27 protein-coding genes and 1 other RNA gene are annotated in these 23,677 nt (G+C 54.1%); 4 read left to right on the forward strand and 24 right to left on the reverse strand.

Annotation, left to right across the window (positions count from 1 at the left end):
• Positions 1-126: 126 nt before the first annotated feature.
• Entirely contained in the window at positions 127-348 is a 222-nt protein-coding gene (locus DPQ25_RS03425; RefSeq protein WP_112331756.1) for a FeoA family protein, read from the reverse strand.
• 101 nt (positions 349-449) lie between these two features.
• Complete coding sequence (locus DPQ25_RS03430; RefSeq protein WP_112331757.1) at positions 450-662, reverse strand: FeoA family protein; 213 nt, start codon at positions 660-662, stop codon at positions 450-452.
• Positions 663-1,065: 403 nt separating this feature from the next.
• Here DPQ25_RS03430 and DPQ25_RS03440 point away from each other — a divergent pair, with 403 nt between their 5' ends.
• Positions 1,066-1,434, forward strand: coding sequence for a metal-dependent transcriptional regulator (locus DPQ25_RS03440; protein WP_112331759.1), 369 nt, complete (start codon positions 1,066-1,068; stop codon positions 1,432-1,434).
• Between the two features lie 93 nt (positions 1,435-1,527).
• On the opposite strand, the gene DPQ25_RS03445 is transcribed toward DPQ25_RS03440, so the two are convergent.
• The 8 genes from DPQ25_RS03445 to DPQ25_RS03480 form a co-directional block, all read right to left on the reverse strand.
• Positions 1,528-2,445 carry a SufB/SufD family protein gene (locus tag DPQ25_RS03445; RefSeq protein ID WP_112331760.1) on the reverse strand — a complete coding sequence of 306 codons (918 nt, stop codon included), beginning with the start codon at positions 2,443-2,445 and terminating at the stop codon, positions 1,528-1,530.
• A gap of 2 nt (positions 2,446-2,447) precedes the next feature.
• Positions 2,448-3,170 carry an ABC transporter ATP-binding protein gene (locus DPQ25_RS03450; protein WP_112331761.1) on the reverse strand — a complete coding sequence of 241 codons (723 nt, stop codon included), beginning with the start codon at positions 3,168-3,170 and terminating at the stop codon, positions 2,448-2,450.
• A 29-nt stretch (positions 3,171-3,199) separates the two neighbouring features.
• On the reverse strand, positions 3,200-5,050 hold the full coding sequence (locus DPQ25_RS03455) for a heavy metal translocating P-type ATPase (RefSeq protein ID WP_112331762.1): 1,851 nt from the start codon (positions 5,048-5,050) through the stop codon (positions 3,200-3,202).
• 30 nt (positions 5,051-5,080) lie between these two features.
• On the reverse strand, positions 5,081-5,299 hold the full coding sequence (locus tag DPQ25_RS03460) for a cation transporter (protein ID WP_112331763.1): 219 nt from the start codon (positions 5,297-5,299) through the stop codon (positions 5,081-5,083).
• Positions 5,300-5,456: 157 nt separating this feature from the next.
• Complete coding sequence (locus DPQ25_RS03465; RefSeq protein WP_242978201.1) at positions 5,457-5,813, reverse strand: ArsR/SmtB family transcription factor; 357 nt, start codon at positions 5,811-5,813, stop codon at positions 5,457-5,459.
• 245 nt (positions 5,814-6,058) lie between these two features.
• Entirely contained in the window at positions 6,059-6,823 is a 765-nt protein-coding gene (locus DPQ25_RS03470; RefSeq protein ID WP_276527370.1) for an amino acid ABC transporter ATP-binding protein, read from the reverse strand.
• Between the two features lie 14 nt (positions 6,824-6,837).
• Positions 6,838-7,479, reverse strand: a complete 642-nt coding sequence (locus DPQ25_RS03475) for an amino acid ABC transporter permease (RefSeq protein ID WP_112331764.1) — start codon at positions 7,477-7,479, stop codon at positions 6,838-6,840.
• A gap of 90 nt (positions 7,480-7,569) precedes the next feature.
• Positions 7,570-8,418 carry an amino acid ABC transporter substrate-binding protein gene (locus DPQ25_RS03480; protein WP_112331765.1) on the reverse strand — a complete coding sequence of 283 codons (849 nt, stop codon included), beginning with the start codon at positions 8,416-8,418 and terminating at the stop codon, positions 7,570-7,572.
• 272 nt (positions 8,419-8,690) lie between these two features.
• On the opposite strand from DPQ25_RS03480, the gene DPQ25_RS03485 reads away from it, so the two are divergent.
• Positions 8,691-9,704, forward strand: a complete 1,014-nt coding sequence (locus DPQ25_RS03485; RefSeq protein ID WP_112331766.1) for a glycoside hydrolase family protein — start codon at positions 8,691-8,693, stop codon at positions 9,702-9,704.
• Positions 9,705-9,765: 61 nt separating this feature from the next.
• On the forward strand, positions 9,766-10,989 hold the full coding sequence (locus DPQ25_RS03490) for an MFS transporter (RefSeq protein WP_242978202.1): 1,224 nt from the start codon (positions 9,766-9,768) through the stop codon (positions 10,987-10,989).
• Positions 10,990-11,179: 190 nt separating this feature from the next.
• Here the strand turns inward: DPQ25_RS03490 and DPQ25_RS03495 are convergent, their stop codons facing one another.
• From DPQ25_RS03495 to ffs, 6 genes are all read right to left on the reverse strand, one after another.
• Positions 11,180-11,593, reverse strand: coding sequence for a DUF2752 domain-containing protein (locus tag DPQ25_RS03495; protein ID WP_112331767.1), 414 nt, complete (start codon positions 11,591-11,593; stop codon positions 11,180-11,182).
• Positions 11,583-12,185 (reverse strand): recombination mediator RecR, encoded by a 603-nt coding sequence (gene recR, locus DPQ25_RS03500; RefSeq protein WP_112331768.1) that lies wholly within the window; start codon positions 12,183-12,185, stop codon positions 11,583-11,585. Before recR ends, DPQ25_RS03495 begins: the two co-directional genes overlap by 11 nt.
• Positions 12,186-12,190: 5 nt before the next feature.
• A complete protein-coding gene (locus DPQ25_RS03505; protein ID WP_112331769.1) occupies positions 12,191-12,541 on the reverse strand; it encodes a YbaB/EbfC family nucleoid-associated protein in 351 nt (116 codons plus the stop codon).
• A gap of 84 nt (positions 12,542-12,625) precedes the next feature.
• Positions 12,626-13,093 (reverse strand): hypothetical protein, encoded by a 468-nt coding sequence (locus DPQ25_RS14985; protein WP_242978203.1) that lies wholly within the window; start codon positions 13,091-13,093, stop codon positions 12,626-12,628.
• Positions 13,020-14,246, reverse strand: coding sequence for a DNA polymerase III subunit gamma/tau (gene dnaX, locus DPQ25_RS03510; RefSeq protein ID WP_242978204.1), 1,227 nt, complete (start codon positions 14,244-14,246; stop codon positions 13,020-13,022). The genes DPQ25_RS14985 and dnaX overlap by 74 nt, the downstream gene beginning before the upstream one ends.
• 132 nt (positions 14,247-14,378) lie before the next feature.
• Positions 14,379-14,477: signal recognition particle sRNA small type (gene ffs / locus DPQ25_RS03515), an RNA gene on the reverse strand.
• Between the two features lie 246 nt (positions 14,478-14,723).
• On the opposite strand from ffs, the gene DPQ25_RS03520 reads away from it, so the two are divergent.
• Positions 14,724-15,764, forward strand: a complete 1,041-nt coding sequence (locus DPQ25_RS03520) for a polysaccharide deacetylase family protein (protein ID WP_242978205.1) — start codon at positions 14,724-14,726, stop codon at positions 15,762-15,764.
• 147 nt (positions 15,765-15,911) lie between these two features.
• Here DPQ25_RS03520 and DPQ25_RS03525 read toward each other — a convergent pair whose 3' ends face one another.
• From DPQ25_RS03525 to DPQ25_RS03560, 8 genes are all read right to left on the reverse strand, one after another.
• Complete coding sequence (locus DPQ25_RS03525) at positions 15,912-17,573, reverse strand: sensor histidine kinase (protein WP_112331770.1); 1,662 nt, start codon at positions 17,571-17,573, stop codon at positions 15,912-15,914.
• The gene (locus DPQ25_RS03530) at positions 17,570-18,250 is read right to left on the reverse strand and encodes a response regulator transcription factor (RefSeq protein ID WP_112331771.1); all 681 of its coding nucleotides are present in this window, start codon (positions 18,248-18,250) and stop codon (positions 17,570-17,572) included. Before DPQ25_RS03530 ends, DPQ25_RS03525 begins: the two co-directional genes overlap by 4 nt.
• 168 nt (positions 18,251-18,418) lie before the next feature.
• On the reverse strand, positions 18,419-19,063 hold the full coding sequence (phoU, locus tag DPQ25_RS03535; RefSeq protein ID WP_112331772.1) for a phosphate signaling complex protein PhoU: 645 nt from the start codon (positions 19,061-19,063) through the stop codon (positions 18,419-18,421).
• The gene (gene pstB, locus DPQ25_RS03540) at positions 19,063-19,818 is read right to left on the reverse strand and encodes a phosphate ABC transporter ATP-binding protein PstB (RefSeq protein WP_112331773.1); all 756 of its coding nucleotides are present in this window, start codon (positions 19,816-19,818) and stop codon (positions 19,063-19,065) included. The genes phoU and pstB overlap by 1 nt, the downstream gene beginning before the upstream one ends.
• A gap of 12 nt (positions 19,819-19,830) precedes the next feature.
• Positions 19,831-20,709 carry a phosphate ABC transporter permease PstA gene (gene pstA / locus DPQ25_RS03545; protein WP_112331774.1) on the reverse strand — a complete coding sequence of 293 codons (879 nt, stop codon included), beginning with the start codon at positions 20,707-20,709 and terminating at the stop codon, positions 19,831-19,833.
• Entirely contained in the window at positions 20,706-21,620 is a 915-nt protein-coding gene (gene pstC, locus DPQ25_RS03550; protein ID WP_112331775.1) for a phosphate ABC transporter permease subunit PstC, read from the reverse strand. The genes pstA and pstC overlap by 4 nt, the downstream gene beginning before the upstream one ends.
• A gap of 128 nt (positions 21,621-21,748) precedes the next feature.
• A complete protein-coding gene (locus DPQ25_RS03555) occupies positions 21,749-22,630 on the reverse strand; it encodes a phosphate ABC transporter substrate-binding protein (protein WP_112332031.1) in 882 nt (293 codons plus the stop codon).
• A 336-nt stretch (positions 22,631-22,966) separates the two neighbouring features.
• Positions 22,967-23,671, reverse strand: a complete 705-nt coding sequence (locus DPQ25_RS03560; RefSeq protein WP_112331776.1) for an ATP-binding protein — start codon at positions 23,669-23,671, stop codon at positions 22,967-22,969.
• Positions 23,672-23,677 lie beyond the last annotated feature (6 nt).

Consider the following 23,677-nt stretch of genomic DNA (forward strand, 5'->3'; position numbering starts at 1 on the left):
CGTACGGCGGGCCGCAGGACCCGCAAGCCATTTTACCGCCCCGGACCGGCATCAGCCGAAGGCGAGGGCGCTTTTCCACTTTTAAGGGACCATGCCCGCTGAAAAAGCTCTATATCCTCAGCGTAATTATTGAACCTCTATCATTTCAGCATCTGCTTTACGAATGGAGAGCTCATACCCCCGAACCGTCACCTCGATCGGGTCGCCCAGCGGCGCTACCTTTCGCACATGAACCTGAACGCCCTTTGTAATTCCCATATCCATAATACGGCGCTTAACGGCGCCTTCGCCGTGCAGCTTTACAACCGCAACTGTCTGCCCTACTTTTGCTTCCCTCAATGTCTGCATAGATCTTTATTGCTCCTTTCGGTAATATCTATAGAAGGGACAAGGCCTTTTAGGGAAGGCTGTCCGCTACTTTAAAAATGAACGGGCCGGACTCTTCTGCCTCAGATCATAATCTTATTGGCCATTTCACGGCTGATTGCGACTCTGGAGTCCTTCACATTGACGATGACGTTCCCACTGATCTGGGAAACAACCGTCACGCCCCCGCCTACAACAAAGCCGAGGTTTTCCAAAAAGCGGCGGGTATCCTCACGGCCTCCAATTTTCTTAATCAAATTTACTTCCCCTTCTTTGGCCATTGTCAGCGGCATCATAATCCACTCCTTTTTCAAAAGGTCCCGATACGAACACATATTTTAGTTAGCATTTTCTAACCCAATACATATATTAGTACGAACTAACTTCAAAGTCAAGGTGAAATTCACGATTTTTTCATAAAGTTGCAATCTGCACAAAATTTGTGTTATAATGACTATAAAGCTTCAATTTATTGTAAGGGATTTCTTCAAGGGCGGCGTTTTCTTTTATTTCATACATTTTGCCGTGCGGGCCGCTGAAAGGCAGCGTGGCATAGTAGACCTTCGCAGCCCGTCGCTGAAACCGCCGGCACATCGTTTTGTAAGGGCCGGCAGAAATTTGTCAAAGCGGCGAGGTCTATTCATGTCTTAAATACGAGGGCTTAGCTCCATTTAAGCCCTGGGAACAGGAGTGAAACTATTGAAAATTCAAGAGTCCGCTGAAAATTATTTGGAAACCATTTTAATTTTAAAGCAGAGAAACGGGGCCGTACGCTCCATCGACATTGCCAATGAATTGGACTTTTCCAAACCCAGCGTCAGCGTCGCCATGAAAAATCTGCGTGAAAACGGCTATATTCACATGGATGCAGATGGTTATATTACGCTTACGGAAAAGGGCCGGGAGATTGCAGAAATGATTTACGAGCGCCACACGCTGATTTCCAGCTGGCTGGTAACGCTGGGCGTGGAAAAAAAGACCGCCATTGAAGACGCCTGCCGGATTGAGCATGTCATTAGTGCCGAAAGCTTTGAGGCGATTAAAAGCCACGTGCAAACACAAAAATAGGTTTAAAATTTTTCGGTTTTCACAAAACACAGGCGCCCTTTTCCTAAAGAAAAGGGCGCCTGTGTTTTGCCCGTTCCCTTGCGGGCAAGGGCGTTATTTTAAGAAGCCGGAAATAATCTGCTGCTCCGCTTCCTCTTCGCTCAGACCCAGCGTTTGGAGCTTTAAAATCTGCTCCCCGGCAATTTTTCCTATCGCCGCCTCATGAATAAGCGCAGCATCAATGTGCGATGCCTCCAGCGCCGGAGAAGCCGTGACCGTGCCGTTCCCTACCAGGATTGCATCGCACTCCGAATGCCCGCTGCAACGGTTACGGCCGCGAATGCAGGACAAAAACTCCTGATGTGAGGTTCCCTTTGCAACGGAGCGTGAGATCAGATCCACGCCGGAGTCCTCCCCCGTCAGCGTGACCTCAAAGTCTGTTTTAGCCACCTCCGCACCGTCCGTCATAATTCGCTCGCGCACCAAAAGCCGGGCCCGTGCATCCAGCTCTGCTGTAGTTTTACGCAGTGTGGAGTCCACACCGCCTAGCTGAACCGTGTCCATTTCCAGGCAGGCGTCCTCCGCCAGGTGCACCTCCGTGACCGGGTCAATCCGTTTTGCCCCGGCGCCGGAGCCATTGGCCAGGTGCTTTTCACGGTAGACAACATGCGCGCCTTTTTCTAGGAAAAAGCGGTGAATCCCATTATGGCGCGCTTCCCCCTCGCCGTCATTGTGAACCCCACAGCCCGCTACAATAACCACGTCGGCGCCCGCCCCCACAAAAAAATCGTTATAGACCAAGTCGTCCACGCCGGTGTGGGTAACACAGGCCGGGATATACACCGTTTCGCCCAGTGTGCCGGGCTGGATGTGAATATCAATGCCCGGAAGATCCTTTTTCGTGTCTATTTTAATATTTTTACTGGATTGGCGCCCTGCACATTCCCCGTTTTCACGGATATTAAACGCCCCCTGAAACGAGCCCTTAAAATCCGAAACAACACGCAGAAATTCCGCTGTAATCTTATTCATCCTTATACCCCCTCCTTGCCAAGCGGACAGCGCGCCGACCTTTCGTCGGCAAGCAATGTCGGCAGGATCTCATGCTTTGGGCCGGCGGCACGGACCCGGCCGTTTGCCACCACTACAATTTCGTCCGCTATACTCAGAATACGCTCCTGATGTGAAATAATGAGCAGGGTTCCATGACCCTGGCTGCGCAGGTCCTGAAAGGCCTCTACCAAACGCGAGAAGCTCCAAAGGTCAATTCCCGCCTCTGGCTCGTCAAAAATAGAAAGCTTTGCATTGCGTGCTAAAACAGAGGCTATCTCAATCCGTTTAATCTCACCACCGGAGAGGCTGGCGTTCAGTTCACGGTCAATATATTCATTGGCACACAGGCCGACCTTTCCCATCAAATCACAAAGCCGGTCCTCGCTCAGCTTTTGGCCCGCGGCAAGCTCCAGAATATCGCGCACAGTCAGCCCCTTAAACCGGACAGGCTGCTGAAAGGCATAGGCAATGCCGAGCCTGGCCCTGTCTGTAATATTCATAGAGGCAATGTCTTTTCCCTCAAACAGGATTTTGCCGGAGGCCGGAGACTCCAGCCCGGCAATCAGCTTTGCCAGCGTAGTCTTGCCGCCGCCATTTGGCCCGGTGACCACGACGAGCCGGCCTTCCTTGATTGTCAGGTCAATACCGTTGATAATTCCTTCGCCGCTGGAGAGATTCCACACTAAATGTTCGAGTTTCAGCATACACATTCCTTCTCTTTCCGCCACAAACGTTATTGAAGACTCTTTACTCTCAACATCCGCATTGCATTTAATATGGCGATTACCGAGACGCCTACATCTGCAAAAACAGCCTCCCACATGGTGGCAATGCCCAGCGCGCCCAGCAGCAGCACCGCAGCCTTAACCGCCAATGCAAAAATAATGTTCTGCCGCACGATGCGCAGCGTCTTTTTCGAGAGACGGATCGCGGTGGCGATTTTGGAGGGCTTATCGTCCATCAGGACAATGTCCGCCGCCTCGATCGCTGCATCCGACCCCATCGCGCCCATTGCAATGCCGATGTCCGCACGAGAGAGAACCGGTGCATCGTTGATTCCATCTCCTACAAATACCAGTTTACCATTTTGTGACTTTTCTTTCAACAGGCGTTCCACCTGTTCTACCTTATCCGCCGGTAAAAGTTCCGTGCACGCCTCGTCCAGCTCCAGCTCCTTTGCCACACTTTCGCCGACCGGGCGGGAGTCCCCCGTCAGCATGACGGTTTTTTTGACCCCCTGAGCCTTCAGGGCCTGGACGGCCGCTTTCGCGTCCTCCTTGACCTCGTCGGAGATCACGATATGCCCGGCGTATTTTCCCTCAATGGCGACATGCACCGTTGTTCCCACATGGTGGCAGGGATGCCAGGCCACGCCGATTTCATCCATCAGCTTGTTGTTGCCGACACAGACTCCCCTGCCGTCAATCCGGGCGCGGATCCCCCTGCCGGAGAGCTCCTCCACTTCGGCCACTCGGCTGCGGTCAAGCTCCATACCGTAGGCCTCCCGCAGCGAGCGGGAGATAGGGTGATCGGAATAGGCCTCTGCAAGCGCGGCAATTTCCAATAAATCCTTTTCGGAGCACTCATCCGGATGAACCGCCGTAACATTGAACACACCGCGTGTCAGCGTGCCGGTCTTATCAAAAACCACGAGCTCCGCATGTGCCAGCGCTTCCATGTAATTGCCGCCCTTCACCAAAATGCCGCATTTTGAGGCGCCGCCGATGCCGCCGAAAAAGCTGAGCGGCACCGAAATGACCAGCGCACAGGGGCAGGAAATGACCAGGAAGATCAACGCACGGTGAATCCAGTTGGACCAATCGCCTACAAACAAAGGCGGAACGATGCCCAAAATCAAGGCGGCTATTACGACCACCGGCGTATAGTAACGGGCAAACTTGGTAATAAAGTTTTCTGCCTTTGCCTTTTGGGCGCTTGAATTTTCGACCAAATCCAAAATTCGAGCCACCGTCGACTCGCCAAACACCTTGGTCACCCGGACCTTCAACAGCCCGCTTTGGTTTATGCAGCCGCTGATAACATCGTCGCCGGGCTCCACATCCCTTGGCAGGGATTCACCCGTCAAAGCCGCCGTATTCAAGGTGGAGGCCCCTTCCAGAACCACGCCGTCCAGCGGGACCTTCTCTCCCGATTTGATGACAATCGTATCGCCGACAGCCACCTCGTCCGGGTCTACCTGAACCAGCTCGCCGCCGCGCTCAATATTGGCGTAATCCGGGCGTATATCCATCAGGGAGGCGATGGACTGCCGGGATTTGCCCACCGCGTAGCTCTGAAACAGCTCGCCGACCTGGTAGAACAGCATTACGGCGACCCCCTCGGGGAACTCGCCGGTGCAGAAGGCCCCGACCGTAGCAAGCGCCATTAAAAAATTTTCATCGAACACCTGGCCGTGCGCGATGTTCCGCACCGCCTTCCACAAAACGTCCCAGCCGATGAGGATGTAGGGAACCAAAAAGGCCGTCAGCCGCAGCCAGCCGGAGAACGGAAGCAATGCGGCGGCAACCAGCAGAACCAAGCTTACCAGCACGCGAAGCAGCATTTTCTTTTGCTTTTTCGTCACCGAAACCCTCTCCTTTCCTCTTGCAGCCGTTTATAATAAAATCTCACAATCAGGCTCTACCTTCTTACAGACCTTGACAATTTTCTTCATAATTTCATCCATCTTGGCTTCATCCGCTGTAACCGTCATTTTTTGCAGCATAAAATTAACGCTTGCATCCTCGACGCCCTCCACTTTGCGAATAGCTTCCTCCATCTTCTGTGCACAGTTGGCGCAATCCAAATCTCTGAGCTTATACGTTTTTTTCATTTTAAAGACCCCTCTCAAAATTATATAATTATTAACGCTTTGGCAACGGCAGAACACTGGCCCTCTGCACGCTTCATGGGCCGCCTTCATCCGCCTAATATTGCTTTTTACCGTTAGCGGAAATAAGGCAAAATCGATAAGCTTAAGAAAAACCCGATCACTCGTTTACGTGTTCCAGCCCCTGGGCGATGATGCTGTGGACATGATCGTCTGCAAGGGAGTAAAACACACTTTTGCCCTCCCGCCGGAATTTCACCAGCTTACTATTCTTCAGCACCCGCAGCTGATGGGAAACCGCCGTTTGCGTAAGCCCTAGAAGCTGGGCAATGTCACAAACACACAGCTCGCTCTCCAGCAATACATAAAGTATTTTGACCCTGGTAGGGTCGCCGAAGACCTTAAACAGCTCCGACAGCATATACAGCGCCGAATCCGGCGGCATTTCACTTTTCACCCGTTTGACCACGTCCTCGTGAACAAATAAATATTCGCAGCGGTCAAATGCATCTTCCACGTTTTCTCACCCTTTCATATGATTATCTGTTCATATATTAATATATTGTATTCTGTTTGTCAAGTATTTATTCCCTTATTTTCGAGGGCTTCATAAAAATAACCAGGGTAGTGCCACGCCCGGCGCCGGTTTAAAGACAGCCAAATATACGGCACAGCATAAAAAAACAGACGAGCCCCTCCCCAGGAAAGCTCGCCTGCCCTATTACAATATAAAGATCGTAAGCTAATTGACCAGGGCCCTTATTAATCCTCATTAAAGCGGGACAGAAAGGCCTTTGTGCGTTCTTCTTTGGTGGAGCCGAACACGTCTGACGCCGTTCCCTGCTCCACAATATTGCCACCGTCCATGAAGATGACCTGATCCGCCACATCGCGCGCGAACTTCATCTCATGCGTAACGACCACCATTGTCATGTGCTCAGCCGCCAGTTCACGGATGACCTTGAGAATTTCGCCAGTCAGCTCCGGGTCCAGCGCGCTGGTGGGCTCATCAAAAAACAGAATATCCGGGTTCATTGCCAGCGCACGCGCTATGGAAACCCGCTGCTGCTGCCCGCCGGACAGCTGGCACGGGTAAGCGTCCGCCTTGTCAGCCAGCCCCATCTTTTCCAGCAGGGCGCGGGCCGTTCTCTCCGCCTCTGCCTTATTCTTCTTCAGCACGCGAACCGGCGCCTCCGTAACATTCCGAAGAACAGAAAAATGCGGGAACAAATTAAAATTCTGGAACACCAGGCCCAAATGGAGCCCAATTTTCACACGGGTTTGCTTATCCGCATAAACTGCCTTTTCCTGCTCATTATTTGAGACCAGCGTCTCTCCGCAAATTGTAATTTTACCGGAATCAACGCGCTCGAGCTGAGTAATACAGCGCAGCAGGGTGCTTTTGCCGGAACCGGAGGGGCCGATGACAGCCAGAACCTCCCCCTGCCTGACCTCCAGGGAAATCCCCTTCAGCACTGGCAGCCCGCCAAAGCTCTTCCGTACATTTTCAACCGATAGCATATCCACCGCCGGGCCCCTCCTTAATGGTAATAGTCATAATGCTTCTCCGCCCGTGAGAAACACAGGCTTACCACACCGTTCATTACCAGGTAAAATACAGCCGCCACAACAAAGGGCACCACAGAAACCGCGGAGGAGGCGAACTTCTCCGTCACCCGCATAATCTCAATGACGTTGATAGTTTGTGCCAGAGAGGTGTCCTTGACCAGCGTGATAAATTCATTGCCCATCGGCGGCAAAATACGCTTTACCACCTGCGGCAGAATCACATGGATGAAGGTTTGCGCCTTTGTAAAGCCAAGAACCTTCCCGGCCTCATGCTGCCCTACAGGCATGCTCTCAATCCCACCCCGGTAAATTTCCGCGAAGTACGCGGCATAGTTCAGGGTAAAGGCCACCACCGCCGATTCGAAGCGGGGCAGCTGAATACCAATCAGCGGATTAAGCGCATAAAACACAAACATCAGTTGCAGCATCAGCGGTGTACCACGCATAACCAATATGTAGATCTTGACCGGGATATTAACGACCTTCAGCTTACTCATCCGGCCAAAAGCCAGCAGCAGGCCCAGGGGCAGGGAAAACAGCAGCGTTAGAAAAAAGATTCCCAGCGTTGCTCCGCTGGCCTCCAGCATATTTTCCAGCAGCACTTGTAAGTTCACAGCGGCGTTACACTCCTTTGCACTTCATCGCCTGTATAAAAAGAGGGCGGTACACAATAGCTTTGTCCGCCGCCCCATGAACCTTGAAAATCAGTCCTTGGAAATTGTGGTGACATCCTCGCCGAACCATTTTTCGGAAATCTCGGCCAGTTTGCCGTCCTTTGCCATGGCTTTCAGCGTTTCCTCGACCTTGCTCTTCAGGGCATCGTCTCCCTTGCGGAAGCCAATGACGTAGTCCTCGACCGCCAGAGACTCCACATTATCGCTGTCCTTCATCAGAATGCGGTAAGCGCCGGGTTCGTTATTGATATAGAAGCGGGCCACCACCTCGTCGATGGCAATCGCGTCAATCGTACCGTTCTTAATTTCCAAAATCGCCTTGCTGTAGTCGTCAATCGGCACAATTTCCTTCAGCGAATCCTTAAACGCCTTCGCCTCGTCGCTGTCCAACGCCACCTCTGCGGAGGAATCCGCCTGAACGCCAACCGTCTTGCCTGCCAGGTCCGCAAACGACTGATAGCTGGAGTCGTCCTTAACCAGGATGATCTGGTTATTCTTCATATAGGGTACGCTCAGGTTTACCTTTTCAGCACGCTCGGGGGTAGAGCTGTAACCATTCCACAGCAGGTCAACCTCACCGTTGTTAAGCTCTGTTTCCTTTTGGGTCCACTCAATGGGGCAAAGCTCCAGTTCCACATCCAGGCGCTTAAAAACCTCTTTGGCAACATCCACGTCAAAGCCGATAATGTCACCGGTTTCAGGGTCTGTATAGCCCATAGGGGGGAAGGCGTCGTCCATGCCCAGTTTGATTTTTCCGGCCTCTTCGATTTTGGTCCAGGAATCATCGACAGCCGTGCCGGAGCTGCCGGCCTCTCCCTGTGAGCAGCCGGCACAGAGCATCATCGCGCCCGCCAGCGCTAACGCTAATAACTTTTTCATAAAAGGGGTTCCTCCTTCAAGATAGTCAAACAGCCCTGCTGTTCAAGCAAATTTGTTCTAATAAACAGGTATTATATTAACACATTATTGTAATAAAGTAAAGACAAAATGCGCTCTTTTTCTTATTTGGAGGGCAGCGCCTCCCTCCGCCGCCGGAGCTGCGGGAATAAAACGGCGGCTTTACCATAATTTTGCTTGCCATTTACACAGCCGCCGCTTATAATTCATAATAGTGTAATAACTTTTATAAAGTGAAAGGGAAGGGCTGTTAGATGGATTTTGCTGCAAACGCTTACCTGCAAACATACCGGACCCCTTACAAATACGGGGCCCCCGTGCTGGCCGGGTCTGGAAAGCCGGGCAGCTTCGACGCACTGGCGGTAGACGCGCCCTTTGTCTTTTTCCACAACGGGCAGTTCCACATGACTTATATCGGCTTTGACGGCGAAGGGTACCAAACCGCGCTGGCCACCAGTGGCGACCTGCTGCACTGGGAGCGAAAGGGCGTAATTCTCAGCCGGAAAACGCCCGGTGCCTGGGACAGCATCGGCGCCGCCGGTGTTTGGATTATTTTGGAGGACAATGAACTGGACACCTTGCCCCGTCTGAAAAAAATCGACGGGAAATATTGGATGGTCTACCACTCCTACCCCCAAACTGGCTACGAAGCCGGCCCGGCGGAGATCGGCTTGGCCTGGACAGAGGATGAAACCCTGATGAACTGGACCCGGCTGGAGCAGCCTGTCTTCTCCTGGAAGGACGGCGCGGACTGGGAAAAGGGCGGCCTGTATAAGTCCTGTGTTGTCACGCATAACAACCGTTATTATATGTTTTACAATGCGAAAACCGAGGGAGAGCCTTGGCTGGAGCAGACCGGAGCGGCTTTTTCGGAGGACCTGCTGCACTGGGAGCGCTGCCCGCGCAACCCACTGCTCCCCGTGTCGCCAGGCTGCTGGGACAGTATATTTGTCTCCGATCCCTGGGTGGTACACAGCGGGAACCAATGGCTGAACTTCTACTACGGCTTTGACGGCAGGCACGCACAGGATGGCCTCGCCGTCTCGGAGGACCTGCTGCATTGGCAAAAATGCGAAGGCCCCCTCCTTTCCCATGGCCAAGCGGGTGAGCTGGACGGCACACACGCCCATAAGGCCTGTGTGCTGCGCCACAACGGCGTGCTTTACCATTTTTACTGTGCAGTGCGGCCCTGGCAGGAGGGCGATGCCACCAACTGCGGCGGGGAATTTCGCTGCATCACAGTTGCCGCCTCGGCTCCATTCCAATGATTTTCACCGCCGTTGCAACAAAAATAAGAAATAACAGAAACACAAGAAAGGTTGTTTTAAAATGAAAGGACAGGCGCGAGAAGGGAGATTTACCCGGACGGAGAAAAGCTGGATTCTGTATGACTGGGCCAACTCCGTTTACGCAACCAACATCATGGCGGCTATTTTCCCCATCTATTTCACTTCCGTCTGCGGGCAGGATACAACCGGCCTGCAGTGGTGGGGCTACGGCACCTCCATTGCCACGCTTGTGGTCGCCTTGCTGGCTCCGCTGCTCGGGGCCCTGGGAGACTATAAGGGTATGAAAAAGAAGCTGTTCAGCTTTTTTGTGCTGTTCGGCGTGCTGTTTACCCTGCTGATGGCTGTCTTTGATATCTGGCAGCTGCTGCTTACCGGCTACATTCTTTCCTATATTGGTTTTGCCGGGTCCTGTCTGTTTTACGACTCCTTCCTGACGGATGTCACCACCCGCGGCCGGATGGATAAGGTATCCTCCTGGGGGTATGCGATGGGATATATCGGCGGAAGCACCATTCCTTTCCTGATTTCAATCGGCATCCTGCTGGCAATGGGTATGAGCAACCCGGCCGCCGTCAAGCTCTGCGTGGTATTAACCTCCGTGTGGTGGGGAATCTTCAGCATTCCTATGCTAAAAAACGTCAAACAGAAATATTATATTGAAAAAAAGAAGGCGCACGTTGTCTCCGATGCGTTCCGCAATATCGGCTCCACCTTTCGCGATATTTTTAAAAACAAGGGCATTTTCCTGTTCATGATCGCCTATTTCTTTTATATAGACGGCGTAAACACCGTTATTCACATGTCGACCTCCTACGGAGAAACGCTGAACCTGGACCAGACCGGCATGATTCTTGCCCTGCTTGTCACGCAGGTGGTCGCCGTCCCCTGCTCTATTCTCTTCGGCCGCCTCTCTAAACGGTTTGGCTCGCTGCCGATGATTCTCTCTGCTATTGTGCTGTATTTCTGCATCTGTGTGCTGGGCTTTTACATGGGCTTCAGTGTCGAAAACGCCGGCGGCAGCGCTGAATCCATTGCCAATGCGCAGATTTTATTCTGGATTATGGCCTTTCTGGTCGGCACCGTGCAGGGCGGCATTCAGGCGCTTTCCCGCTCGCACTTCGGCAAGCTGGTACCGCCGGCGAAGAGCAACGAGTACTTTGGCTTTTTTGATATTTTCGGCAAATTCGCCACTGTGATGGGCCCTCTTCTGATCTCGGTCATCACCGCGGCCACCGGGCGCTCCTCCCTTGCATTCTCAGCTTGATCCTGCTGTTTGCCGCCGGGGCCGGCATCCTCTTCTTTGGACGGGCGAAAATCCGCCAGGCTGAGCAGCAAAGCACACAGGATAGGAATTCCTAGCGGCGCGGGCTTCCCCTGATTTTCCTCTGTCCTCAAGCGTAAAAGTGCCTCGGTTGAAAGCTTTCAACCGAGGCACTTTTGTCCGGCGATGAATATTACAGCCGTAAAAAATCAAACGCCGGGAAATTGCGCAGAATCCAGTATAGCAGAAAAAAGCCCAGTGCACACCAGTAGAAGGCAGGCCTGCGCGGCAACAGCCGTACCGGACGGCCAAATGCACGCATCACAAGCTCCACATAGCCCGCCAGCAGAAACACCCCCAGGCAAGGAAGGAAAAGGTTGGCGCGCAGGGCCGTCAAAAGATCCAGCTTCAGCATTGCCATGACGCAATGCGTATTGCCGCAGGCGGGGCAGAGAAGCCCTGTCAGCTCCTTGACGGGGCACCGCGGGAACGCCGCCGCCCACTCCAGCAAGAGCGGCGTTAAAAACAGCCAGGCCAGCAGCCCCAAAACCGGCAGGCTGAGCAAGCCAACCTGCCAGATTCTCCGTTTTCTGCCGTCACAGCTCATTGCGGCCCTCAATCGCGCGGGAAAGCGTTACCTCGTCGGCATACTCCAGGTCGCCGCCCACCGGAATCCCGTAGGCAAGGCGCGTTACCTTTACCCCCAGCGGTTTAATCAGGCGGGAAATATACATTGCGGTCGCCTCTCCCTCCACAGTGGGGTTCGTCGCCATGATGACCTCCTGCACCCCGCCGGCATGCACCCGGGCAAGCAGCTCTTTGATGCAGAGCTGGTCCGGCCCCATGCCATTGAGCGGCGAAATCACGCCATGCAGCACATGGTAGGTGGCGTTAAACTCCTGCGTGCGCTCAAGCGCCGTTACATCGCGCGGGTCCTCCACCACACAGATAATGCTTTTGTCGCGGCTTTCATTTCTGCACACCGGGCAAAGCTCCTGGTCCGTCAGGTTGCAGCAAATTTTGCAGTAATGAATTTTATCATGCGCTTCCTGAATGGCCGAAGTCAGTGCCTGCACCCCCTCCTGGGACAGGCCCAGGACATGGTAGGCAAGCCGTTGGGCGCTTTTATGCCCAATGCCTGGCAGCTGCTCAAACTGCTCTACCAGCCTAGAAAGCGGCGCAACATTATATGTACCCATTATAATCAGAATAAGCCCGGTACATTCAGTCCGCCGGAGAGCCTTTCCATCTGCTCCGACTTATCGGCCGCCGCTGCGCGCAGGGCCTCATTGGCCGCCGCAATAATCAGGTCGCTGAGCATCTCCACATCCTCGGGGTCAACGACCTCCGGCTTAACGGTCAGTGTTTTGAGCTCCATCTTGCCGGTTACAACGGCTTCTACCGCATCGCCGCCGGAAGTAGCCTTATACTCCTTTTCTTCCAGCTCGGTTGTTACACGGTCCATCTCCTCCTGCATTTTCTGCGCCTGCTTTGCCAGCTGCTGGATATTAGAAGGGCCTCCACCGCCGTATCCCTGTGGTAATCTTGCTTTCATCTGTTCAACATCCTTTCTCCGTCGTTAAAACTGAATCCATATTGGGGCCTGTTCTCCCCCCTGCTTTAAAGAGGGAAGGCCGCCTCATTTTTGAATGACATCAATACCGGCCTGCGCCGCGAGGTCTGCCAGCTCCAGCAGGGGGTCCCGCTCCGTTTCCTTTTCGGCCTGCGGCGGCCGATAGGGCCCCAGCTTATAAACCCGGCCCGTGACCTGCTGAATGGCCTCACGCATTTTCATGCGCTGATTGGGGCGGCGGAGCAGCTCAAAGGCCATATCCTTGGCCTCAATAAGGATATACTCACCGCTCATGTAGGCCTTTGACCCCTGAAAAGCCGCTGAAACGGAAGGGAATTGCTCCTTGAGCAGCTGTAGGATTTCAGGCCACTCCTGAAACGGCTCGGCAGCAGCCATCACGTTCCCCGCCCGAACCGGCGGTTCTTCACGTTCGGACCCCGGCGCCGTTTCAAATACCGCTTCAGGCGCCGCATTTTGCGCCGCAGCCACAGGGGCCTCCACCGCATCCGCCCGCTGCTGTACGGCCGCTTTCATGGGGCGCCCCCCTGGCCCCACCGCGCTCCAACGCCTCAATCCGGCGCAAAAGGGCATCCGCCGAGGCATCCAGCGCAGGGGTACACAGCTTGAGCAGCGTCATCTCCATTTCAATCCGTTTGTCCCCGCCATGGTAAAGGCGTTCCAGCGTGCTTTGCAGCAACGCCATACAGTGCAGAACAGCCGACAGCGAAACCTCGCCCGCCTGCTTCTGCATAGCCGCGTACTCCTCCGCGGTTACGGTGAGAATTTCCGCCGCATTTTTCATTGTCTTTACCAGCATTAACCCCCGATAATGGGATGACAGCTCCTCACAGAGCCTTGTCATATCCTTGGAGCCCCGGTACATCTGATCCAACAGATTCAGTGCTGTGGGAGCGTCCTCCCCATTCACCGCATCTACCAGCTTAAACAGATAATCGTGGCCCACCAGGCCCACCGTCTCTGTAACGACATCGACGGTGACGTCCGAACTGCGGCCCAGACATTGATCCAGCAGGGAAAGCGCATCCCGCATCGCGCCGTCTGAGAGCTTGGCAAGCAGCAGCGCCGCCTGATCCTCCAGCGCCGCCCCTTCCCGCCCGGCAATTTCGGACAAGCGCCCGGCAATTTCCTGCGGCGGTATCCGCTGGAAATCAAAGCGCTGGCAGCGCGACAGGATGGTTGCCGGTATTTTATGAACCTCCGTCGTCGCCAGAATAAAAATCACGTGCTGGGGCGGTTCCTCCAGCGTTTTCAGCAGCGCATTGAACGCGCCGATGGAGAGCATGTGTACCTCGTCAATGATGAAAGCGCGGTATTTTGCCGCCGAAGGCGTATAATTGGCCTCTTCACGCAGGGAACGGATATTGTCCACGCCGTTGTTGCTGGCGGCGTCAATCTCCACAATGTCCATGATGGAGCCGCTTTCAATTCCGCGGCAAATCTCGCATTCCCCGCACGGGTCGCCATCCCGCGGATTCAGGCAGTTGACCGCCTTTGCCAGAATTTTGGCACAGGTGGTCTTTCCCGTTCCGCGCGACCCTGTAAATAGATAGGCGTGGGAAATCCGCCCGGACATCAACTCGTTTTTCAGGGTAACTGTAACCTGCGGCTGCCCGACGACATCGGCAAAAACCTTGGGCCGCCATTTGCGGTACAACACTTGGTACATCGACTTCACCTCGTTTCAAACCGGAAATCGGCCGGAAATCGCCAGCTGTTAAAAAAAGCGCCCCGCCATTTGCAAAAACCAAGAAAAAAACAAGACAGAGCGCCTTTCGGCTTTCATGTAGTAGGATATACAGACGGACAGACAACCTGCATCGCACAAAATAATCCGTTTAATGCTGCTCGGTTCCCCGCCTGACATGGTTCGCGGCATCTCGTCGCACAGAGCCCGCCCGTCTGCATATCCTATGACACGATTTCTGCCTTGCTTTTTAAAAGCTGAAATAAAACAGTGTCCCCGGCCATCCAATGGGGCAACAAAATTGCCCGTTAAGTATTATACCCTATTTGCCGGTAAAACACAAGGCTTAAATCAAGAAAAACACTCGTGCGCAGGTTACAAAGATTTAACTGTCAAAATTCGCCGGATTCCACTATAATAAATTTATAAAACGGCAAAATATTTTCAGGGAGGGACTTTATGAAATATCAGCGCCAATACGGCTCGCCGCCGCCCCACAAAAATATTTTGCGCGGCGCGCTGGCTGTAGTCTGCCTTACGGCAGCGATTTTGATTGTTTACGGAATTATGGACAGTGGAATCGGCGCGCTGGGCGGAATATTGGGGGACAGCTCTTCCGCTGCCTCCGGCGGCGTCAGCGAGAGCAGGGACTCCGCGCTTTCTTCCCTGCCAGAGAGCAAAGCGCCGGAAAGCGCGCTTTCTTCCCCTTCAGCATCCTCCACAGCTTCTTCCGAGCCCGCCTCCGCTATTCCACCAACCGGCTCCAGTGCCGCGGAGCCCGCCTCCCCGCCGGCCTCAAAGCCCCCTGCCAGCGGGGAGGATCCCTTCCCGGGCCTGTATGTGGACAAGCCTGAATACACGCCGCATGCTGAAGGAGACAAGGTCGCTTACCTGACCTTTGACGACGGCCCCTCCTGCTACACGGTCCCACTGCTGGACGTATTGGACCAATACGGCGTCAAGGCTTCCTTTTTCGTCATCGGCAAATCTTCGCCGGAGGACATTACCGCCCTGCAGGAGACCGTCAAGCGCGGGCACACGCTGGCCGTTCACAGCTATTCTCACCAATATAAGGACATTTACCAATCGCCCAACGCCTACCTGGCAGACTTTCAGCGTGAGCGCGACCTCATCTATAACGCCACCGGTGTGGAGCCCACCATCTACCGCTATCCCGGCGGCAGCATCAATTCCTATAATAAAGCGACCTATAAGGAAATTATTACCGAGATGAACCGCCGAGGCTATACCTATTACGATTGGAACGTCTCTTCCGGCGACGCGGATGCCAACAATGTGCCGCCGGACAAGCTGTATCAAAATGTGATGAACGGCGTGCAGGGCAAGGATAAGGTCATCATCCTTTTCCACAATACCTCTGCGAAAAAGACAACGCTCGACGTTATGCCGCGGATTATTGAGGGCTTAAAGAAGGAAGGCTACCGTTTTGATAAGCTTGACAACACGGTAAAACCGACTAATTTTAAATGGCGGGACTAAGCGGCGCGTCAAAAGAGAAAGCCCACTAGGCTTTCTCTTTTGATATTTAGGCACTGCCCTGATACGGCCCGGAATATTCATTATGCCTCAAGACAATAGGAAAACGCGGACTGCCTTTCGGCTATGCCCGCGTTTTTTTGTTCCATATTATTTTTTACCTCTCCAGGCAAGGATAAACTCGCTGCCCTGGCCCGGTTCGCTGTGCACGCTCACGCCAGCCCCCAGGTAGGCAGCGCCATGCTTGACAATCGACAGCCCCAGGCCGGTGCCGCCGACCTCTTTAGAATGGCTTTTATCCACCCGGTAGAAGCGTTCAAAGATGCGCTCCTGCTGCGGCTTCGGAATACCGATTCCCGTGTCCTTCACAGAAATCTCCGCGCCGTCCTCGCCCCGGCGGACTGTAACTGTAACCGAGCCGCCCTCGCGGTTATATTTGATTCCATTTTCGCAGAGGTTATAAAGGATCTCCTCCAGGATTGGTTTTACGGTCTGGTGAATTATATGGCCCCCCTCCAGGTGCAATGAAACGCCCCTCTCCTGGGCCGGGTCATGCAGCCGCTGCAGAATCTCGCCAGCAGCCTGGAACAGATCGACCTCCTCCTCTTCGTAGGGCAGGCAGCCCTCGTCAAGCTGGGAGATCTTAATAACGTCCCCCACCAATACAATCAAGCGCTGAGCCTCGTCAAAGATTTTGCCCGCGAATTTTTTAATGTCTTCCTGCTTGACAAAGCCGTCCTGAATAATTTCCGCGAAGCCGGAAATCGACGTCAGCGGCGTTTTCAGCTCATGGGACACATTAGCGGTAAACTCCCGGCGCAGGTTCTCACGCTGAATGCGCTCGGTGACATCCACCAGCAGCAAAACCGCGCCGGCCACCTCTCCCCGGCGCAGAACCGGGTTGGCAATCAATTGGCAGAAGCCGTCCTGTACTTGCAGCAGCTCGGTCCGGTGTCCCCCAGCCAAAACGGCATCAATCGTCCGCCGGAAGGGTTCGCTGCGGTTCAGGGTGAGTACACTCTGGTTCTGCGGCGCCGCCTTTGCCCCTAAAATGCGCAGCGCGCTGCTGTTAAAGGAGAGCAGATCCGTCTGCTTATCAATGACCAGCAGGCCCTCGCTCATATTTTCCGTAATAATTGAAAACTCCTGCTGCTGCCGCTTTGCCGCCGAAAGCTGCTGCTGAATGGTACGCTGCTGATTGCGGATTTTTCCTAAAAGCGGCGCGACCTCATCGTAGGTCTCGTTTGCCTCCGGGTCGTCTAAATCCAGCTCGTTGAGCGGCTTAACAATTTTCTTGGAAGCCCGTGAGGCAAAAATGCCGGACAGAATCAGCACCATAATCAAAACCAGGAGCACCGGCTGCAGCAAACCGCCCAGCAGTGCGGCAACCGTATATTGCGTGCTGGATATTCTCAGAACATCCCCATTTTCCAGCCGCAGCGCGTAATAAACTGTCTTTTCCGCCAGCGTGTTGGAGGTACGCACCGCCTGGCCGTAGCCCCGTTCCCTAGCCTCCCGGATTTCTTCACGCTCCGCGTGATTTTCCATTTCGGAGGCATCCGCACGGTTATCAAACAGAACATCCCCATCCTTTGATATCAGGGTAACGCGCTCCGCATGCTCCGGCAGCTCCTCCAGGGCCTTCGCACCATCGTTTTCAACCGCAATAGACAAATAAGAGGCTTCGTTTTTCAGCTCCGTCTCCAATTGTCCGCCGAAAAACTGATAGAGGACCACCATCAGAAACGCCAGGCCTACTGCCAGCGCAAGCGCTGAAACCAAAAATACAGCGCGAAATATCCGTTTGGTCATTTCTTCTCACCACCGATCTTATACCCGAGCCCCCGGATGGTCTCAATATACTTGCCGGCATCCCCGAGCTTTTGCCGCAGGGTGCGGATGTGTACATCCACCGTACGGCTCTCGCCGTCGAACTCATAGCCCCAAATACGGTCAAGCAGCTGCGCGCGGGTCAGAACCGTCCCCTGTTCCGCCAGCAGCAGGCAGAGCAGCTCAAACTCCTTCAGGGTCAGCGCAACCTCTTCGCCGCCAACCTGTACGACATGGCGCGCGGGAGAAACATAAAGGCTGCCCAGCCGGTACTCCACCGTGCGCTCCGCCGGCTCCTTCGTCCGCCGCAGCAGCGCGCGCACGCGCGAGAGCAGTTCCATCATTCGGAACGGTTTAGGAATGTAATCGTCCGCGCCGCTGTCCAGGCCCAGCACCGTGTCATACTCGCTGCCCTTTGCCGTCAGCAGAATAACGGGCAGCCGCTGGGTGGGCGGAGCGCCGCGCAGGCGTTTTAAAATATGAATGCCGTCTTCCTCCGGCAGCATGATGTCCAGCAGGACCAGCGCCGGCAGTTTTTTTTCCATAGCTGCCCAGAAATCAGCAGGCTTTGAAAACCCCTCCGCCTCGAGTCCCTGGCTGTTTAATGTATAAATGACCAGCTCGCGGATATTATCGTCATCCTCAAGCAGATAGATCACGCGGCTCACCTCTCTTACAGTAAAATAAAATTGCGGTTCAGCCCGGCTTGCAGGCCGCCAAGCAGAAGAGTCAGAAGCGCGCAACGCGCAGGGAGGGCGTCCCTGACAGAGCGCTGCTGTGCTGCAAGCCCGCAGCTTGTAGCCATTGTACCATAAAACAGGGGTAAATCACAATTTTCTATGCTGCCCGCTGATGGAAAATTCCACCCACTCCGCAATATTGACGGCGTGGTCGCCGATGCGCTCAAAATACTTGGCTGCCATCAGCAGATCCATGGAGGCCTTGGCGTCGATTTCACGGCTGTAGATGAGCTGCATCAATTCCTCCTTTATCTGGTTAAACAGCCCGTCCACCTCGTCGTCCGCGGCAATAACCTGTTCTGCCAGCCCGGCATCCGTTTTGACGAAGGCCTCTACGCTGTCGGTCACCATTTTCACGGTTGCCAGCGCCATGTCGCCGATGTGCACCTTGCTCTGGGAATTATTTTCCACAATATACGGGGCCAGATCGGCAATATCTGCCGCCTGGTCGCCAATGCGCTCCATATCCGAGATCATCTTCATTGCCGCGGAGATAAAGCGCAGATCCCGGGCGACCGGTTGCTGCTGTAAAATCAACCGCATGCAAAGGTCCTCAATTTCGCGTTCCTTGTCGTCGATCTCCACCTCCACGGCGGCTATCCGCTGCAAAAAAGCCGGATTTTTCTCCTGTAAAGCCTTGGCGGAAAGCGCGATGCCTTCCTCGCACAGGCTCCCCATGCGGATAAGCTCAACATGGAGCCGTTCCATTTGCTGGTCGAACTGGATTCTCATTAACCAAACCTCCCCGTGATGTAGTCCTCGGTACGCTTATCCTTCGGCATGGAGAAAAGCTCCTCTGTTTTTCCGCATTCAATCATTTCACCCAGCAGGAAGAACACCGTCTTATCGGAAATTCTTGCCGCCTGCTGCATATTATGTGTCACAATAGCCACCGTGTAGTTCTTTTTCAGCTCGCTCATCAGTTCCTCAATTTTCATGGTGGAAATCGGGTCCAGCGCGGAGGTCGGCTCGTCCATCAGCAGAACCTCCGGCTCCACCGCCAGCGCACGGGCAATACAGAGGCGCTGCTGCTGGCCGCCCGAAAGCCCCAGCGCCGATTTTTTCAAACGGTCCTTGACCTCGTCCCAAATAGCCGCGCCGCGCAGGCTTCTCTCTACAATCTCATCCAGCTGTAGACGGCGGCGAATGCCGTGCAGCCGCGGGCCGTAGGCAATATTGTCGTAAATGCTCATTGGGAATGGATTCGGTGATTGAAACACCATGCCCACCTTCTTGCGCAGCAGGGTTACGTCCACTTCCCGCGCATATATATTTTCGCCGTCCAGAACAACCTGTCCGGTAATTTTAACCCCCGGGACCAGGTCGTTCATACGATTGAGCGTCTTTAAAAAGGTTGACTTTCCGCAGCCGCTGGGGCCGATAAAAGCGGTGATCTGTTTTTCCTCTATATCCAGATTAATCCCCTTCAGCGCATGGTTGTCGCCATAGTAGAGGTTTAAATCCCTAGCATATAATTTACTCTCCACAGCATTCCCCTCCTATTTCTGATTTTTCTTTTCCAGCCGCCGGCTGATCCAGCGCGTGAGCAGGTTCAAAACCAGTACAATAATCAGCAGCACCGCGGCAATGCCGAAGCCCACGTCATTTTTACCCTGCGAATAGGCATAGCGGTACAGCTCCACCGAAAGCGTGGCGCCGGACCCCATCATCTGCTCAAGGATATTGCCGCGCGGCATATAGATTGCGCTGCCGCCCGCTACCAGGATTAACGCCGCCGACTCGCCCACAATGCGCCCGGTTGCCAGGATAATAGAGGTAATCAGCCCCGGCATCGCAGCCGGCAGCAAAATAGTGCGAATGGTGTACCACTTGGAGGCGCCCAGGCCGGCCGCGCCCTCGCGGTAGCTCTTCGGCACGGCCTTGAGGGCCTCCTGCATATTGCGGATGATGGTCGGCAGCACCATAATTGTCAGCGTCAGCGCACCGGACAGCAGGGAAACCTTCAGGTTCAGCGCCGTGCAGAAAAAGACATAGCCGAACACCCCGAAAATAATGGAGGGAATGCCCGCCAGCGTTTCGGTTGTAAACTCAATGACCCGGATAAGCCGCTTGTTTTTTGCGTACTCGTTCAGGTAAATGGCCCCGCCAACGCCCACCGGCACCGAGATGAGCAGAGACAGCACGATGATATAAGCCGTATTGATAATTGCCGGCAAAATACCGACGGTCTTTTCAATGGGGTTCGGCGCCGTTGTCAAAAACGCGCCCGTCAGCATGGGTATGCCATTCCAGAGAATATAGGCGATGAAGTAAAGGACCATCAGCAAAATCGCGGCTGAGAAAAAATAAATCAGCCCATAAAGAATGATGTCGCTTAAACGGCGCTTTTTTTTCATTAAAGAGGAAACAGGCTTCATTCCGTCTTTCCTCCCTTTTTCAAAATTCCGTTGAGGGTAAAGTTAATAATCATGATGAATACAAAGAGAACCAGGCCGATTCCAAACAGGGCCTCTCTATGTATTCCGCTAGAATAGGCCCATTCAAACGGTATGCTGACCGTCAGCAGGCGAACAGGCTTGAGCAGCTCCGGCAGAATAACCGCGTTGCCGGCCACCATCATGACCGCCATGGTTTCACCAATCGCACGACCTGTCCCCAGCACCATACCCGCTACAATTCCGCTTCTCGCAGCCGGGACCACCACGCGGAAAATACTCTGAATTTTTGAGCCCCCCAACCCCATGGAAGCCTCATAATAGGAACGCGGCACCGCGCGCAGGGCCGTCTCGCTCACGCTGATAATTGTAGGCAGAATCATGATGACCAGTACAATGATGGCAGAAAGCAGGCAGCCGCCCGTCGGCATGGAAAGGCTCTCTTGCAGGCGGAAAATCATAGGGACAATCAAAATAGCGCCCAGCAGGCCGTACACCACCGAGGGAATACCGGAAAGCAGGTCAATCATCGGCCTTACAATTGCCGCGAGGCGCTTCTGGGCAATGTGCGAAAGGAACACCGCCACAAACACGCCGATTGGAACGGCAATCAGCACCGAAACCAGCGTTGCCACCAGGGAAGCCAGAATCATGGGAAGAATGCCAAAGACATTATTTTCCGGGGACCATTCGCTGCCGAGCAAAAAATCGGCGACGCCGATTTTTAAAATAGCAGGCCCTCCCGTAACCACCATATACAGCGTAATAAACACGACGCTGACGACCGCCAGCAGGCCGCACGTAAAAAAGAGAATATTCATGACACGCTCTGTCAGCGCTTTTCTTTTTGCCGCTCTTTTGATGGAATTGCCGGCGTTCTCTTTCGTCCGCATCCGATTTCCACCTTTCTAATCTGAAATTCAACATCCCGCTTCAGCACGCCGAAAACCCGGACAAGCCTTGCGCCTCCACGCGCGCTGCGAGCCCGAGTTCCCGTTGCTGTCTTAAAGGAAGAAAACTGTTATTTAACGGAGATCAAGCTGTTGTCCGTGACCAGCTTCTGGCCCGCGTCGCTCAGCACAAAGTCAATGAAAGCCTGCGCGGCGGGGGAAAGCTCCGCACCCTCTTTGGTGACCAGCAGGAAAGAGCGCTGTAACGCATAGCTGCCGTCCTTCAGCGCATCCGTGCTGATGGCAACACCCTCATATTCAACCGCTTTTACCATGGATTCATCCATGTCGGAGAAGGACATATAGCCAATTGCGTTGGCGTTCTGAGAAACCGTGGTCTGAACCGAGCCAGTGTCCTTGCATTCTGTCGCGGTAGAGACAATATCCTCAATGCCGATGATCTCTGTGAAGGCGCTGCGCGTACCGGAACCGGACTCACGGGTCACAACCGTAATCGGGGCGTCGGAGCCGCCGACCTCGCTCCAGTTGGTAATTTCGCCGCTGTAAATCTTGAGCAGCTGGTCCTTGGTCAGGTTGGTAACGCCGTTCTGGGCGTTTACCACAACCGCGATGCCGTCAATTGCGTAAGCGGTCCCCTCCAAGCCGGCCTCCTTTTCCTCATCCTTCAGGTCACGGCTGGAGTGGCCGATTTCATACTTGCCGTCGATTACACCCTGAATGCCGTCGCCGGAGCCATTCATCTCATAGTTGACGGTGACATCCCGGTTTTCATCCTGGAACTGGTAGATCAGCGCGTTCATCACCTTTTCAACCGAGGTGGAGCCGCCGGTCTTGACAATGCCGCTGAGCGCCTCGTTAGAAGGAGCGGTAGAGCCAGCAGCGGTATTGCCTGAGGAGGCGCTTCCCGTGGAGGAGGTTTCCCCGCTGGAGGAGCAAGCCGCAAAGCCGCAGAGCATTACGCCGGCTAAAAGCACAGCCAAAATCTTTTTCATCATGAAAACTCCTTTACATTTTCTTTTCTTAAGTCTGCTTTGAGTATACTGCGCCTGTGTAAAATCTAAAATCCAGGCTATGTTAAAACTATGTAAAGCCGCTTTTGTCCGCCCCGCGCTTATTTCCGGCAAAACCAGTGCAAAATTGACCGATTCCGCCCTTAATAAGCGCCGTTCCCCATGACAGCCGCTGAAGCTCTTCATAATTTTCAGAGAATATTTTACATAGCCAGCATCATTTTTCCTCAAAACAAACCGGTTATACGCCACTCCGCCGGGATGTAAAAAACCCCGCGTACCCGAATAATCGGGTACGCGGGGTTTGAACGTTTTCCGTCAGTCCAGCAGGCTGCCGTCTCTGGCCAGGGTTACCACCTGCCATGGAATAAACTTGCCGCTGTTTTGCAGCGCTTTCTTTACGGCGTTTTCCAGCCCACCGCAGCAGGGAACCTCCATGCGGACCACCGTGACGCTTTTAATATCGTTGCTGCGGATAATATCGCCGAGCTTTTCGCTGTAGTCGCCCTCGTCCAGCTTGGGGCAGCCGATTAGTGTCACATGGTTTTTCATGAACCTTTGGTGAAAGTCCCCGCAGGCATAGGCGGAGCAGTCGGCGGCTACCAGCAGCCTGGCGCCATTAAAATAGGGCGCATTCACCGGCGCCAGCTTTATTTGCACCGGCCATTGCGCGAGGTATGAGAATGCCCCGCCGTATCCGGCAGGCGCGGCGGCCTGCTCTGCCGCCGGCCGCCGGATAACCCCGGCCCGGCTGCCAGGGCACCCGGAAAAACCGGCAGCATGCTGTTTTTCCCGGTTTTTCTTTACCGCCGCCTCATCATAGGCATCCGCTTCCCGCTCTTCAAACGTGATGGCCGCCGTTGGGCACACAGGCAGGCAATCGCCTAGGCCGTCACAATAATCGTCGCGCAGAAGCCGGGCCTTGCCGTTGACCATGCCGATGGCCCCCTCATGGCAGGCCGCCGCGCACGCACCGCAGCCGTTGCATTTTTCCTCATCTATGCGAATGATCTTGCGAAGCATCAGCTA

Source organism: Hydrogeniiclostridium mannosilyticum (assembly GCF_003268275.1).
In the GTDB taxonomy this organism is placed as follows: domain Bacteria; phylum Bacillota; class Clostridia; order Oscillospirales; family Acutalibacteraceae; genus Hydrogeniiclostridium; species Hydrogeniiclostridium mannosilyticum.